General features: G+C 63.2%; 15 protein-coding genes. 1 reads left to right on the top strand and 14 read right to left on the bottom strand.

Features of this window, described 5'->3' with window-relative positions; genetic code table 11:
- Positions 1–135 (bottom strand): 50S ribosomal protein L34, encoded by a 135-nt coding sequence (gene rpmH, locus SSA02_RS02905; RefSeq protein ID WP_023978518.1) that lies wholly within the window; start codon positions 133–135, stop codon positions 1–3.
- Positions 136–284: 149 nt separating this feature from the next.
- Between rpmH and SSA02_RS02900 the strand changes: the two genes are divergently transcribed.
- Positions 285–521 carry a histidine kinase dimerization/phospho-acceptor domain-containing protein gene (locus tag SSA02_RS02900; RefSeq protein ID WP_147092385.1) on the top strand — a complete coding sequence of 79 codons (237 nt, stop codon included), beginning with the start codon at positions 285–287 and terminating at the stop codon, positions 519–521.
- A gap of 98 nt (positions 522–619) precedes the next feature.
- Here SSA02_RS02900 and gloA read toward each other — a convergent pair whose 3' ends face one another.
- The 13 genes from gloA to pyrH form a co-directional block, all read right to left on the bottom strand.
- Complete coding sequence (gene gloA, locus SSA02_RS02895; protein ID WP_147092384.1) at positions 620–1,015, bottom strand: lactoylglutathione lyase; 396 nt, start codon at positions 1,013–1,015, stop codon at positions 620–622.
- 21 nt (positions 1,016–1,036) lie between these two features.
- Positions 1,037–1,903 (bottom strand): LpxI family protein, encoded by an 867-nt coding sequence (locus tag SSA02_RS02890; RefSeq protein ID WP_147092383.1) that lies wholly within the window; start codon positions 1,901–1,903, stop codon positions 1,037–1,039.
- On the bottom strand, positions 1,900–2,763 hold the full coding sequence (gene lpxA / locus SSA02_RS02885; protein ID WP_246103571.1) for an acyl-ACP--UDP-N-acetylglucosamine O-acyltransferase: 864 nt from the start codon (positions 2,761–2,763) through the stop codon (positions 1,900–1,902). The genes SSA02_RS02890 and lpxA overlap by 4 nt, the downstream gene beginning before the upstream one ends.
- A 9-nt stretch (positions 2,764–2,772) precedes the next feature.
- Positions 2,773–3,192, bottom strand: coding sequence for a 3-hydroxyacyl-ACP dehydratase FabZ (gene fabZ / locus SSA02_RS02880; RefSeq protein WP_147092670.1), 420 nt, complete (start codon positions 3,190–3,192; stop codon positions 2,773–2,775).
- A gap of 253 nt (positions 3,193–3,445) precedes the next feature.
- Positions 3,446–4,564, bottom strand: coding sequence for a UDP-3-O-(3-hydroxymyristoyl)glucosamine N-acyltransferase (gene lpxD / locus SSA02_RS02875; protein WP_147092382.1), 1,119 nt, complete (start codon positions 4,562–4,564; stop codon positions 3,446–3,448).
- Positions 4,565–4,570: 6 nt separating this feature from the next.
- Positions 4,571–5,470: an OmpH family outer membrane protein gene (locus tag SSA02_RS02870; protein ID WP_147092381.1), complete on the bottom strand. Its 900-nt coding sequence runs from the start codon at positions 5,468–5,470 to the stop codon at positions 4,571–4,573.
- A 73-nt stretch (positions 5,471–5,543) separates the two neighbouring features.
- Entirely contained in the window at positions 5,544–7,979 is a 2,436-nt protein-coding gene (bamA, locus tag SSA02_RS02865; RefSeq protein WP_147092380.1) for an outer membrane protein assembly factor BamA, read from the bottom strand.
- 198 nt (positions 7,980–8,177) lie between these two features.
- Positions 8,178–9,263 carry an RIP metalloprotease RseP gene (gene rseP / locus SSA02_RS02860; RefSeq protein WP_147092379.1) on the bottom strand — a complete coding sequence of 362 codons (1,086 nt, stop codon included), beginning with the start codon at positions 9,261–9,263 and terminating at the stop codon, positions 8,178–8,180.
- Positions 9,256–10,458 (bottom strand): 1-deoxy-D-xylulose-5-phosphate reductoisomerase, encoded by a 1,203-nt coding sequence (gene dxr / locus SSA02_RS02855; RefSeq protein ID WP_147092378.1) that lies wholly within the window; start codon positions 10,456–10,458, stop codon positions 9,256–9,258. The genes rseP and dxr overlap by 8 nt, the downstream gene beginning before the upstream one ends.
- 19 nt (positions 10,459–10,477) lie before the next feature.
- Positions 10,478–11,347, bottom strand: a complete 870-nt coding sequence (locus SSA02_RS02850) for a phosphatidate cytidylyltransferase (protein ID WP_147092377.1) — start codon at positions 11,345–11,347, stop codon at positions 10,478–10,480.
- Entirely contained in the window at positions 11,344–12,102 is a 759-nt protein-coding gene (uppS, locus tag SSA02_RS02845) for a polyprenyl diphosphate synthase (RefSeq protein ID WP_264884147.1), read from the bottom strand. The genes SSA02_RS02850 and uppS overlap by 4 nt, the downstream gene beginning before the upstream one ends.
- A gap of 18 nt (positions 12,103–12,120) precedes the next feature.
- Entirely contained in the window at positions 12,121–12,687 is a 567-nt protein-coding gene (frr, locus tag SSA02_RS02840) for a ribosome recycling factor (RefSeq protein WP_147092376.1), read from the bottom strand.
- Between the two features lie 48 nt (positions 12,688–12,735).
- Positions 12,736–13,464, bottom strand: coding sequence for a UMP kinase (gene pyrH, locus SSA02_RS02835; protein WP_147092375.1), 729 nt, complete (start codon positions 13,462–13,464; stop codon positions 12,736–12,738).
- Positions 13,465–13,546: the final 82 nt, after the last annotated feature.

Genomic DNA, 13,546 nt, shown 5'->3' with positions numbered 1-13,546 from the left:
TCAGGCCGAGAGCTTCTTGCGGCCCTTGGCGCGGCGGTTGTTGATCACGCGGCGTCCACCGACGGTTTCCATGCGAGCACGGAAGCCGTGACGACGCTTGCGAACGAGCTTGGACGGTTGATAGGTACGCTTCATGGCGTCATTCCTCAAGGCAATGGTTGACGGTGAAACCTGTCACGGCCCACCCTGACAAGAAGACGACACAAGGTTGACGCCATCTTCCTCTGTGGGCGGGCTTTTACGAGGCCCCGTCAACGCTGTCAATCGAATCGAGGAGCTTCAGCATGACACCTCCCCCGCCCCCGGCCGCCTCAGGGACGCCGACCGGCCAGAACCCGGACGCCGAGCGACGCCTGTCGGCGCTGCGTCACGATCTTCGCAACGATCTGGCCACGGCCCTGCTCGCGGCCGATCTGCTTTCCAACGATCCGGACGAGCGCGTGAAACGCCATGCCGCGACGATCATCGCCGCCCTCGAGAAGGCCACCGACCGTCTCAGGCAAAGCAGATCCCGGAGCTGAGGCAATTCATGCCCCCGGCCTGCCCGTCACGCGCCGAACAGAAAGCAGCGCCGGGCAGAAAGCACGCCGGGCAGGACGGCAGCACCGGGCAGGAAACGTCAGAACGTATCCTTCTGGATGATCTCGATCTTGTAGCCATCGGGATCCTCGACGAAGGCAATGACCGTCGTCCCGAACTTGACCGGCCCCGCCTCGCGCGTGACCTTCCCGCCATTGCCGCGCACCGTCTCGACTAAAGCCGCGGCGTCGGAAACGCCGATCGCGAAATGACCGAATCCGTTGCCGAGCGTGTAGGGCTCTTCCTGATCCCAGTTATAGGTGAGTTCGATTTCCGCCTCGCCATGGGCGTTGTCGTTGAACCCCATATACACGAGCGTATAGCGACCGTCGGGCACTTCCCGACGCCGGATCTCGCGCATACCCAGCATCCTGTAGAACCCGACGCTCTTGTCGAGATCGCGGACGCGAATCATCGTATGCAGATAGGTGGCCATTTTTCTGTCTCCTGACGCGTTTCAGGCAACGCCGTCGTGTTCGACGTCGCTCACTCCGTAAAGGAACATCCCGAGGCGGTCCGCGGTTGCCTTGCACCCCTCGGGATCCGTCAGAAGCGTCCCCCCGGCCTCGAAGGCGATCCCGCGCAATCCTGCCCGATGGGCGTTCTCAACCGTTCGCGGCCCCAGTGTCGGCATGTCGGCCCGCTTTTCCTGACCGGGCTTGAGCATCTTGACCAGAACACCCCCGGCCCCGGGCTGCCGGAGCTCCGCCGCACGGGCGAGCATCGCGTCCGTGCCCTCGAGCGCCTCGACCGCGAGAACGAGATTATCCTGAACGACGCATCCCTGCCCTATATCGAGCGCGCCGAGCCCGCGCACGACGGCAACGCCGCGCCGGATATCCTGCATCGCCTGTGCGTCAGGACGGACACAGCCCTGGATTCCGGGATGGCCGAGCGAGCGGTTCAGAAACTCATGCGCGCCCCTGACGACGAATCCTTCCTCGCCGAAGATCCGCACCAAGGCGCCGAGCAGCCCGTCATCGCCCGAAAACAGCGCCCGTCCTACCCGCGCCATGAGCCGCGCGCCCTCGGCATCGGGCCGAAGATCCCTGAGCGCCGGGCGACGGACCGGCCCGATCAGGACGATTTCGCGACAACCGGCCTCACGCAGTGCGGAAAGGATCTCTCCCGCCGCGGCCAGACGAACGATGCGATGCGGCCATGCATCGAGACGCGCGGTATCGACGAAATCCTGAAAACCGACGATGAAGACCGAACCACCCGCATCCCGCACTGCCTCGGCAACCTGGAAGGGCAGAGGCCCGCCTCCGGCCAGAATACCGACGGGCGCAGGAGCAACCGCACCATGAGGCAGCGGAGTCACACGCCCTCTGTCTCGGCTGTGATCTGGGACGGGCTCGCAGCCCGCACGAGCCCGCGTCGGCTCTCGGCTTCCATGAAGGTGATGATTTCCTGAATACGCGCGTGATCCGGAAAATCGCGCTTTACTTCGGACAGGCGCGCCCCGAGAACGGCCTCGTTCCGTCCGGTACGGGGATACAGGATACGGAAGGCACGGCGCATCTGCTGGATTTCTCCCGCACTGACACCCTGACGCCTGAGCCAGATCCAGTGCAGGCCGACCAGACGCGCTCGATTGCCCAGAACGCTGCCATAGGGGATGACATCCGCCTCGACCCCGCACACGCCGCCAACCAGAGCCCCACGACCGATACGAACGAACTGGTGCAGGGCTGCGGAGCCCATGATCCGCGCGCCATCGCCAATCTCGACATGACCGCCCATCACCGTATTGTTGACGATGATTACGCCATCGCCGATCAGACAGTCATGGGCAACATGCGCATTGGCCATGATGAGACAATGCGACCCGACCCGGGTCAGCCCCGCACCCTGGGCCGTGCCCCTGTGGATCGTCACGTTCTCCCGAATGACGGTGTGGGCGCCGATCTGGCAACGCGTCGGCTCGCCACGATATTTGAGATCCTGCGGGGCGAGCCCCACCGTCACGAAAGGAAAGATCTCGGCCTGGGCGCCGATCTCGGTCAGGCCGTCGACGATCACATTCGCATGGAGTCTGACGCCCTCACCGAGCACGACATCGGGACCGACGGAGCACCACGGACCGATGGTCACGCCCTCTCCGAGTTTTGCCTCGGGATCGACGAGAGCGCTGGGATGAATGCGGACGGAGCTCGGCCAGTTTACCACGGAATGATCCAAGACCTCTGTTTAACCCATGATCATGGCACTGAAGGTCGCCTCGGCAACCGAAACGCCATCGACACGCGCCACGCCCTTGAAACGCCAGACATTGGCGCGGGCGCGCTCCTTCTCCACCGTGATATGCAGCTGATCGCCCGGACCGACGGGGCGGCGGAACTTGGCGCCCTCGATCGTCATGAAATAGACGAGCTTGCCTTCGAACGCCTCGCCGAGGGTGAGCACGACGAGAGTCGCGGCTGTCTGGGCCATGGCTTCGACGATCAACACGCCGGGCATGACCGGCTGGGCCGGGAAATGCCCCGTGAAGAACGGCTCGTTGATGGTGACGTTCTTGATACCCGTCGCCGATTCACCCAGCCTGATATCGACCATCTTGTCGATCATCAGGAACGGGTAGCGATGCGGAATGGCCGACATGATCCGCATGATATCGATGGAACCGATCTCGGCCGCAGCGTCGCCGGCTGCCGCCACCTTTTTCTTGTCTTCCGCTGGCGCGTCCAATTTTCCGCTCACTTCTTGCTTGTCGCGGCACCAGGATTCCGGCCCCGCCTCTCCATCACCTCGATGATGGTCGTTTCACGATGTTGCCCAGCCTTAGCAAAACTCTGCCATTCTGGCCACTCTCGGGGTCGATCCTCCCGAACCGCCATGCAGACATACAGCGGTTCGACGGTTCTCAGCCTTCTCCCTTGCCGTCCTTCTTTGCGAGACGGCGCAGAAAGGCGACATTGCGGAAGAACTCCCGGAACGGCATGGCAGGGCTGCCGATCACATCGGCGCCGGCCTCCACATCGGACATGACACCGCACTGGGCGCCGACACGCGCCTTTTCCCCGATCCTGATGTGACCGATCAGCCCCGCCTGGGCGGCGATGGTCACGAAATCGCCAAGCTCCGTCGAGCCGGAAATACCGGCCTGCGAGACGACGATGCAGCAGCGACCGAGCTGGGCGTTGTGTCCGATCTGCACGAGATTATCGATACGGGTTCCTGCGCCGATCGCGGTGTCGCGCATGGATCCGCGATCGATGGTCGAGTTCGCACCGATCTCGACATCGTGCCCGATGACCACGCGACCGAGTTGCGGGACCGTTTCGAATCCCGACGGCCCCACGGCGAAGCCGAAGCCGTCCTGTCCGATCCGTGCCCCGGGATAGAGCGTGACCCGATCCGCCAGAATCGCATGCGACACGGAAACATGCGCACCGATCCTGCATCGCTCCCCGATCGACACACCGCTGCCGATCACCGCCTGGGCGCCGACGACACTATGCGCGCCGATTTCCACACCCGCGCCGATCACGGCAAACGGGCCGATCTCCACCCCTTCCGCGATCCGGGCGGTCGGATCCACACAGGCCGTGGCGTGAATGCCCGGCTTCGCCGGGGGAAGCGGATGGAACCGCGAGGCGATCCGCGCCCAGGCGAGATAGGGGGTCTTGCTGACGAGACCGATCACGCCCGGGGGCAGCTTGTCCCTGAACGCCGGAGCGAGAATGACCGCGCCCGCCCGCGTCCCGGCGAGGAGCGGCAGATAGCGCCTGTTGTCGAGGAAACTGATCTCGCCAGCGGTCGCGGCCTGGAGCGGAGCGACCCCCTGGAGCATCGTCAGCGGAGCGACGCCCTGGAGCATCGTCCGGTCGGTGTCATCGTCGAGGCCGACAATCTCGGCCCCGGCACATTCGGCCAGATCGCGCACGGAGAACGGCCCCGCCCGGTCGAAGAACCGGGGATCGCCGGGAAGGACGTCGCTGGGGAGGACGTCACTGGAAATCGGGGCGTCGGTATCCGTCATGAGCGATCAGTGCTTCCTCAGAATCGAGCGTGGCGCCTCGGTCGCCTGCTGACCGGCAGCCGGACCCGGACCGACCTGCGATGTCGTATCCTCATCCGCCGTCGTGGGCATCTTGCCCGATTTTGCGAGAACCTCGGGATCGACATCCTCGGCCGGGATGAAGACATGAGGCAGGATCTTGTTCAGAACCTTCGCCGTCTCCTCCGTGATATCCTGCCCGTCCACATGCAGGGCGACCTGCTCGCTATGCAGAACGAGATTCATGCTGTGAGAATTCGCCACCTGGCGCACGATACGCACCAGCTCGCGCTCGATCTGGTTGAGCGAGACATTGGCGGCTTCCTGGATGATCCGGGCGCGATTGGCGAAATCGCGCTGCGCCTTGTTCCGGCGCTCCTGCAGATGACGCTCACGGATCTGGATCTGTTCCGAGGTCAGGGTGCGTGCGCTTTCCTGCAGCTTCTGCTGTTCGGCGCGCCAGCCCGCCTGCTCCTTCTGCGCCGCAGCGGCCAGCTTGTCGCGGCGCTCACCCAACACTTTCTGGGCTTCTGCCGCGGCCGTCGACATCCGCATCACGGTCGGGATGCTGATGACACCGATCAGGGCCGCCGGAGGGGGTGCCGCCTTGGGAAGATCGGGAGAATCCGGAATCGGGGGGGCCGGCAGCACGGGCGGCGTCTCGGGCTGCTGCATGGCTTCCTCGGCCTGGGGCGCAACAGGCTGCGCGACCGGAACGCGGCGGGCCGCACGGGGCGGCGGCGCAGGCTGGGCGGTTTTCGGCACGAACCAACCTGCATTGCCACCGGAATTGCCGGAGGAGGACTGCGCCTGAGCGAATGCGGGAAGGCTGACGGAGGCGAGTAATGCCGAAGCAGCCATGAAGCGGGCTGCCGAGAAAATGGACATGGAGACCTCTACTCAAGACCATGACGATCGCGCCGCGGAAGCATGGCGCGATCGGGATGGGAAAGGACTGCGATCAGAACTGCTGCCCGAAGCCGAAACGGATCGGATACAGGCGGTCGTTCCGCGATTTGATGATCGGCACGGCGGCGTCGATATTGACCAGACCGAAGGGGCTCTTCCAGGAAATACCGACACCCGTGGTCACGCGGGGCGTAAGCGTGTCACCGGTTACGGGCGTGTATCTCTCATCGGAAGGATTGGTATAGCGGTGCTTGACGCGCAGGCCCGCAAGACTACCGGCATCGACGAAATAGCGCCCCGATATACCGACATCGTCTCCCATGGGCAGCGGGAAGTTGAGCTGGGCAGACGCCGTATAGATGAAGCGCCCACCGATGAGATCTTCCTGCCCGGGCAGAGGGGTGTTGGCATTGATGTGGCCCGATCGGGGGCCAGCACCGCCCTGAAGGAAGCCGCGCAGGTTCTGGCCGCCGAGATAGAAGTTGTCGATGATGTTGACATTGCCGCTCTTGGACCAGTCGCCCATATAGCCGGCGCCGCCCTTGAACTGCAGACCCCAGTCATGGGAGCCGGTAATCGAATCGAGCGGCAGATAATACTGCCCGTCGAATTTCGCCCGGAGATATTTCACGTCTCCGCCGATACCGGCGAAATCGCCCCCGAGCTCGAGCATGTATCCCTTGCGCGGGCGCATGCGGTTATCGCGCCGATCGTAGGTCAGCGATGTGCTGAGCTGGGAAAGCAGCGACCAGCCGGCGGAATCCTGAACGTAATAGGAAGGCACGTATTCGTAGCTTCCCGATTCCTGGACATATTGCGCATCGTAGAGATTGCCGACGCGGCGATCGATCAGCGAGTAGCTCCAGGATTGCGAAAGATAGTTGTTATAGGAATACCCCATACGCAGGGTCGCACCGTAACGGCCTTCCTTGTACGACTGATATGTCTGGTAGTTGTTCTCAATGCCGAAGATATCGATACCCGCGACGATGTTGCGATCCAGGAAATAGGGATCGGTCAGCGAGAGATCGACCTGCTTCTGGTAATAGGCGACCGTACCGGAAATACCGGCATCCATACCCGTACCCAGCAGATTGTGCTGCTTGACGGAGCCATTGCCCAAAATACCGACGTCTGTCGAGTAACCGCCACCGAGCGAGAACTCGCCTGTCGGCTTCTCCACGACATTGGCAGAGACGTTGACCTTGTCGGGGGCCGAGCCCTGGGTCTGATCGATCGATACGGTCTTGAAGAAGCCGAGATCCTCGAGCGCGGCCTTCGAGTATTTCCGGTCGAACGGGGTGTACGGGTCGCCCTCGGCCATAGGCAGGGATCGCCGGATGACCTTGTCCTTCGTCACCGTATTGCCGTTGATGTCGAGGCGCTCGACATAGACATGCGGCCCCTCATTCACATCGAAAAGCAGATCGACCACCCGTTTTTCCGGGTTGCGGGCAATTTCGGAGCGCACCATCGCAAAGGGGTGCCCGGTCGCCTGCAGCCGTTCCTGCATGCTGGTCACATTGTTGCGAATGGCCGTACCGTCGTACCACTGATGCGGGAACAGATCGATGTACTTCTTCAGGTCCTTCGACTCGACGTGACGAAGGCTGGAGCGGACGTCCATCTTGCCGATGCGGTAGCGCGGCCCCTCATCCACCGTGAAGGTGATGATGAAGTTCTTGCGATCCGGCGACAGCTCGCCCGTCGCGTTGATCATGTGAAAATCGACGTAACCGTTATGCAGATAGAAGCGACGCAGAAGTTCGGCGTCGTATTTCACGCGCTCGGGATTGTACTCGTCGGAAGAGGAGAAGAAACGGTACCACTCCGATTCCTTGGACGAGATAACGGCAGCGAGACGCGCCTCGCTGAACGCCTTGTTCCCGACGAAGACGATCTTGTTGATCAGCGTCTGACGGGCCTCGTTGATCTTGAAGATCACATCGACCCGGTTATGCGAAAGCTTGATGATCTGGGGCGTTACCGTCGCGCCGAAACGCGCTTTCGACGCATAGAGATCGAGCAGTTTCTGGCGATCTGCCGCAGCCGCCTGGGACGAGAAGACCGCACGCGGACGCATCGTGATCTCCTTGCGGAGATCCTCGTCCTTGACGGCGTGATTGCCTTCGAAGGCGATGCGGTTGACGACCGGGTTCTCGACGAGATCGACGATCAGGGTCGAACCCGAGCGACGCAGGGTCACATCCTTGAACAGACCCGTCGCATACAGGGTCTTGAGCGAGCGATCGAGATCGTCCTGGTTGAAACGGTCTCCCGGCTGCACCACCATATAGGACAGGACCGTACTGGTCTCGATACGGCTGTTGCCCTTCACATCGATGACCTCGATCACCTGACCGTTGGCCTGGCGGTGTTCGCTGGCCTGATGCGCGGAATGGCGACGGGTTTTCTGTGCCTCGGCCTGACCTGAATACACAGGTAAAATGCAGACCGAAGCAAGGAGAACGAGACGTTTACCTGACAAGACGGACGTTCCTTAACTTCATCAACCCGACGTGAAGGTTTATTTCAGACAATTAAGCGCAATGCAATCTGGCGCAAGGCACGGGAGCTGGCGCGACCTGACTGGACGTATCCGACTTGTCCCCCCCTGCGCAAGCGCCACGAGACATGAACTCTCGTAACACACTATGTCACGACTGGCCTTACCTGAACGCGCCCTTCACCGGAACAATCCGAGATTGGAAAGATCGTTGAACGTCGAGAACAGGAAGAGCGCTGCGATAATGGCAAATCCCGCCTGATAGCTGATCTCCTGAATGCGTCTGGAGACCGGCTTCCCCCTCACGGCTTCGGCAACATAGAAAACCAGACGGCCGCCATCGAGCAGGGGAATCGGGAAAAGGTTGATCAGGCCGAGATTGATCGAGAGCAGAGCCATGAAGGAGACGATGCTGGCGAGCCCGTAATGGGCGACCTGCCCGGAGAGCTGGGCGATCCTGATCGTCCCTCCAAGCTCCTTCGCGCTACGGTGACCGGTCAGGATCTGCCAGACTCCCTGGAGGGTCTGGACCGATACCGTCCAGGTTTCGTGCAGCCCGGCGACGAAGGCACGCCCCGTGCTCATCGGCCGTCCCGGGACGAGCTCGGCCATGATGCCGATGCTCCCGCGCGCCGGGCTGGTTTTCGTTGCGGGAACCGTATCGAGCGTAATGGGCAGCGACAGATCGTGACCGTCCCGCCGGATACCGAGCGTGGTCGTCTCGCCCGGCATTTTCACGGCATGAGCCTGGATGTCGGCGAAATTGAACACATCGAGCGATCCGAGTCGGGTGATCACGTCGCCCGGACGCAGCCCCGCCTTTTCGGCGGCACTGTGGGGCGCGACCTGTGCGATCTCGTTCTTCATCTCCGGCTTGCCCACCGAAGCGTACAGCACCGTGAAAAGCAGGATCGCGAACAGGAAATTGAAGACCGGCCCCATGACGATCACGAGCATGCGCGAGCCGACAGGCTTGTCGTGGAAGGTCTGACCCGGAACCCAGGCTGCCTTCTGCTCCGCCGTTGCGTCTTCCGGATCCTCGAAACCGTGAGGTTTGACGTATCCGCCGAGGGGAATCGCGGCGATGCGCCATTCCGTGCCCGTCCGATCGTGCCAGCGATACAGGGCAGGCCCGAATCCGATCGAGAACGCATCCACCTTCACGCCCCGCCAGCGCGCGGCGAGATAATGACCCATTTCATGAACGAAGACGAGAATCCCGAGGATCAGGGCGAAGGCGAGAATCGTGACCGCGAACTCATGCATGAAGCTGCTCCGCTGCGGTCATGGAGGCGACCGTATCGCGCGAGACGAAGAGTGTCGCGACACGACGGGCCTCCGCGTCCCAGTGGAGGACATCGTCGAGCGTATCGAGCGACGGCGCACCGAGCACCTCCATCGCATGGGCGATCGTCTCCGGGATACCCAGAAATCCGATACGACGAGCGAGAAAGGCCTCGACGGCGATCTCGTTGGCCGCGGAGAAGATCGTCGGCGATGCAGCGCCGGCACGCAGTGCCTCGCGAGCGAGACGCAAGGCGGGAAAACGCTGTTCGTCCGGCGCCTCGAAATCGAGACGGGCCAGGGCGGCCAGATCGAGGCGCGGTGCATTCGTCTGCATGCGATCCGGCCAGGCCAGGGTGTTCGCGATCGGCACGCGCATGTCGGGCGCGCCGAGCTGCGCGATCAGGCTGCCATCGCGAAACTGGACCAGCCCGTGAACCGCCGATTGCGGGTGAACGAGAACGTCGATCTGGCTGTCGCCCAGACCGAAAAGACGTGCCGCTTCGATCACCTCGAGACCCTTGTTCGCCATCGATGCGGAATCGATGGTGATCTTCGCCCCCATGCTCCAGGTCGGGTGCTTCAGGGCGTGTTCGGGCGTCGCAGCCCGCATGGTCTCGAGCGAGGCGCAGCGGAACGGACCGCCCGAGGCCGTCAGGATGATCTTGTCGACCGTTCCGATCGCGCTTCCCGTGAGGCTCTGGAAGATCGCGTTATGCTCCGAATCCACCGGCAGCAATTCCGCCTTTGCGGCTGCAACCTCGCGCAACATGACATCGCCCGCGCTCACGAGCGCTTCCTTGTTGGCCAGCGCGATCGCCTTGCCGTTGCGCGTTGCCGCAAGGGTAGGCTCGAGTCCGGCTGCCCCCGTGATGGCAGCCATGGTCCAGTCCGCCTCCATCGCGGCCGCCTCGATAACCGCACGGCGTCCGGCTGCGGCCTGCACCCCGCTTCCCTTCAGGAGCGTGCGCAGCTCGTCAAGGAGCGACTCGTCGTTGATGACGGCCAGTTCGGCGCGCAGGGCGCGCGCCTGTTCGGCCAGAAGCGCCACGTTACGCCCGCCGACAAGTGCCCGCACCTGAAACCGGTCCGGTTCGGCCAGCAGCAGGTCGATCGTCGAGCAACCAATGCTGCCGGTACTGCCAAGAACGCTTACGCTACGGACTGAGGAGGTCATGATCCCAGGATACTCCAGATCAATGCGGAAAAGAGGAAAAAGCGGCGAGCGGATGAAAGAGAGAAGTGACGAGATCCGCCGGGCCCGCTTTCCAGAATACAGAGCCGGGAACGGCAAGAGAGACGAGCGCGGCGAGCGGCGCCGCGGCCAGCAGACCGTCGAAGCGATCGAGCAATCCGCCGTGGCCGGGAATGAGACGCCCGGAATCCTTGACCCCGGCCCGGCGCTTGGCGGCACTCTCGACCAGATCGCCGCACTGGGCGGAAAAGCCGAGAATGCCCCCCCAGGCGAGCGCACCGGTCAGACCGCCCTGTCCGAAAACCCAGGCAACGGCCAGCCCGGCGGCACCGGCTGCACACAGCCCCCCGAGCGCACCCGAGCGGGTCTTCCCCGGCGATATTCTCGGGGCCAGTTTCGGCCCGCCGAAGACACGCCCGCAGAGATAGGCGCCGCTATCGCTCGCGATCACAACGAGAATGATGAAGAGAACGGAGACGATTCCGGTTTCCGGCAGATCCCGCAGCCACAACAGCGAGAGGCCGCCAAACCCCGCCACCGCCACGCAGGCCCATGGCACCGCCCCGAAGGCGATGGCGGTCATGGTCAGCATCAGGGCGACCCGCCACTCCCCCTTGAGGGCCACGACGAGCGCCATGACAGGCCAGAGAAGAAGCAGCACGCCGCGCCAGCTGATCTCGTTCCGACGCCACCGGAAACCGGCCATGGTCGTCGCCTCGTACACGAGCCCGATGCTGACGAGAAAGATCATGGTCCGGTAGAGCCAGCCACCGAGCACGATACAGATGAGCGCAACCGGCACGATCGCCGCCGCAGAGAGCAGACGGAGCCTCAGATCGGACCAGCGCGCATCCTGTCCTGCACCTGTCACAGCGCACCGTCCGGCGCGAGCCTCTTGCCGTAGCGTCGCTCGCGTCCTGCGAAATCGGCCATCAGCGCGGCAAAATCGGCCTCGGTGAAGTCAGGCCACATCACGTCCAGGAATGCCAGCTCCGCATAGGCCGACTCCCATAGCAGGAAATTGGACAATCGGCGCTCGCCACTGGTCCGGACGATCAGATCCGGATCGGGAAAGGGCGACGTCTGGAGAAACGCCCTGAAGGCGGTCTCATTGATCGAAGCAGGGTCGATCTCCCCCTTCGCGGCGGCAAGCGCCATGTCGCGCGCCGCGCGCGCCACGTCGTTGCGCGCGCCATAGGACAAGGCAAGAATGAGCGTGAGCCGGGTGTTATGCGCGGTCAGGGCGCGTGCCCGCTCCATCTCCTCGCGCAGCCCCCGATCGAACCGGGAGAGGTCGCCGATGAAATCGAGCCTGACCTTCTGCTCGTGAAGCTCGACCACCTTGTGGCGCAGATAAAAGCGCAGGAGCGATGTGAGATCCGACACTTCCTCAGCGGCACGATGCCAGTTTTCCGAGGAGAAAGCGTAAAGCGTGAGATAGCGCACGCCGTTTTCTATCGCTCCCTTCACGCAGCGACGCACGGCCTCGGCACCGGCGCGGTGCCCGGCCATGATCGGCTTGCCGCGCGCCCTGGCCCAGCGTCCGTTGCCGTCCATGATGACGGCGACATGACGGGGCGCGGCGGCGGTGGCCTGACCGGCAAGCGGTGAAGGGCGGGACCTCAGGGACGACACAGCGTGAGATCAGACCTGCTTGATCTCGCGTTCCTTGTCCGCGAGCATATCGTCCACCTTCTTGACGTACTGATCCGTCAGCTTCTGCACGCCGTCCGACCAGGTCTTCATGTCATCCTGGCTGATCTCGCTCTTCTTCTCGAAGGTCTTGATCTGGTCCATGCCGTCGCGACGCACGTTGCGAACGGCGATCTTGCCGTTTTCGGCATAACGTCCCGCCGCACGGGCCAGCTCGTTCCGGCGCTCTTCGGTCAGCTGGGGGATCGGCACGCGAACCATCTGCCCGTCGGATGCGGGATTGAGGCCGAGACCCGCATCGCGAATGGCACGCTCGACCGCCCCGACGAGACCGCGATCCCAGACCGAGACCGTCAGCATCCGGGCCTCCGGCACGGCGATCGATCCGACCTGCGACAGAGGAACCTCCCCCCCATAGGCCTCGACCCGCACCGGCTCGAGCAGGTTGGGACTCGCGCGACCGGACCGCAGACCGGACAGGTCGCGACGAAGGCTCTCGATCGCGCCATCCATACGGCGCGTCAGGTCGTCGAGCAGGTCGTTCAGCTCAGCTGGCATCGTTCTCTCCTTGGAAGGGTCGTGCGAACCGCGTCGGACGACGCGGAATCAGGCGGTTTCGATAATACGGGTGAAACGTCCCTCACCGCGCATGACACTGGCAAAGGCCCCGGCAGCGTGGATATTGAAGACGATGATGGGAAGACGATTCTCCCGCGCAAGGGAGATGGCCGTGGCATCCATGACGTTCAGATCCCGCGACAGCACATCCATATAGGACAGCTCGTCATAGCGCCGGGCATCGGGAACGCGCCGCGGATCCGCGGAATAAACGCCGTCGACCTGGGTGCCCTTGAGCAACACGTCGCATTCCATTTCGTTCGCGCGCAGGGCCGCGGCCGTATCGGTCGTGAAGAAGGGGTTGCCCGTGCCCGCTGCGAAGATGACGACCCGCCCCTTCTCCATGTGCCGCACGGCGCGGCGGCGGATATAGGGCTCGGCAATGGACGACATCTGGATGGCGGACATGACCCGCGTGTCGATCCCCGCGCGTTCGAGGGCATTCTGCATCATGAGGGCATTGATCACGGTCGCGAGCATTCCGGCGTAATCGCCCTGGGCCCGGTCCATTCCCTTGGCGGCGGCAGCGACGCCGCGGAAGATGTTGCCGCCCCCGATCACGAGACAGACCTGGACGCCGCTCCGCGAGACATCGGCCACGTCATTGGCGATCGCCTCGACCATTTGCGGCTCGATCCCGAAGGATCCCTTGCCCATGAGGGCTTCGCCCGAAACCTTGAGAAGAACGCGCTTGTAGCGTGCAGAAGTTTCGGTCATCGCTTCCTCTATACGTTGCAACCTGAACAGGGCCGTTTCACAACCCGGCCCCTCTTATAGGGCGATGCCTGTCCTCACAAGA

Origin of the sequence: Swaminathania salitolerans (assembly GCF_007988945.1) — a bacterium.
Taxonomy (GTDB): Bacteria; Pseudomonadota; Alphaproteobacteria; order Acetobacterales; family Acetobacteraceae; genus Swaminathania; species Swaminathania salitolerans.
The sequence above is the reverse complement of the archived record's forward strand: the minus strand, read 5'-3'. Positions and strand labels throughout refer to the sequence as shown.

Excerpts from the sequence above, each read along its gene's own strand:
- rpmH (WP_023978518.1), bottom strand. The coding sequence starts at position 135 with ATGAAGCGTACCTATCAACCGTCCAAGCTCGTTCGCAAGCGTCGTCAC.
- SSA02_RS02900 (WP_147092385.1), top strand. The coding sequence starts at position 285 with ATGACACCTCCCCCGCCCCCGGCCGCCTCAGGGACGCCGACCGGCCAG.
- gloA (WP_147092384.1), bottom strand. The coding sequence starts at position 1,015 with ATGGCCACCTATCTGCATACGATGATTCGCGTCCGCGATCTCGACAAG.
- fabZ (WP_147092670.1), bottom strand. The coding sequence starts at position 3,192 with ATGCGGATCATGTCGGCCATTCCGCATCGCTACCCGTTCCTGATGATC.
- lpxD (WP_147092382.1), bottom strand. The coding sequence starts at position 4,564 with ATGACGGATACCGACGCCCCGATTTCCAGTGACGTCCTCCCCAGCGAC.
- SSA02_RS02870 (WP_147092381.1), bottom strand. The coding sequence starts at position 5,470 with ATGTCCATTTTCTCGGCAGCCCGCTTCATGGCTGCTTCGGCATTACTC.
- rseP (WP_147092379.1), bottom strand. The coding sequence starts at position 9,263 with ATGCATGAGTTCGCGGTCACGATTCTCGCCTTCGCCCTGATCCTCGGG.
- dxr (WP_147092378.1), bottom strand. The coding sequence starts at position 10,458 with ATGACCTCCTCAGTCCGTAGCGTAAGCGTTCTTGGCAGTACCGGCAGC.
- frr (WP_147092376.1), bottom strand. The coding sequence starts at position 12,687 with ATGCCAGCTGAGCTGAACGACCTGCTCGACGACCTGACGCGCCGTATG.
- pyrH (WP_147092375.1), bottom strand. The coding sequence starts at position 13,464 with ATGACCGAAACTTCTGCACGCTACAAGCGCGTTCTTCTCAAGGTTTCG.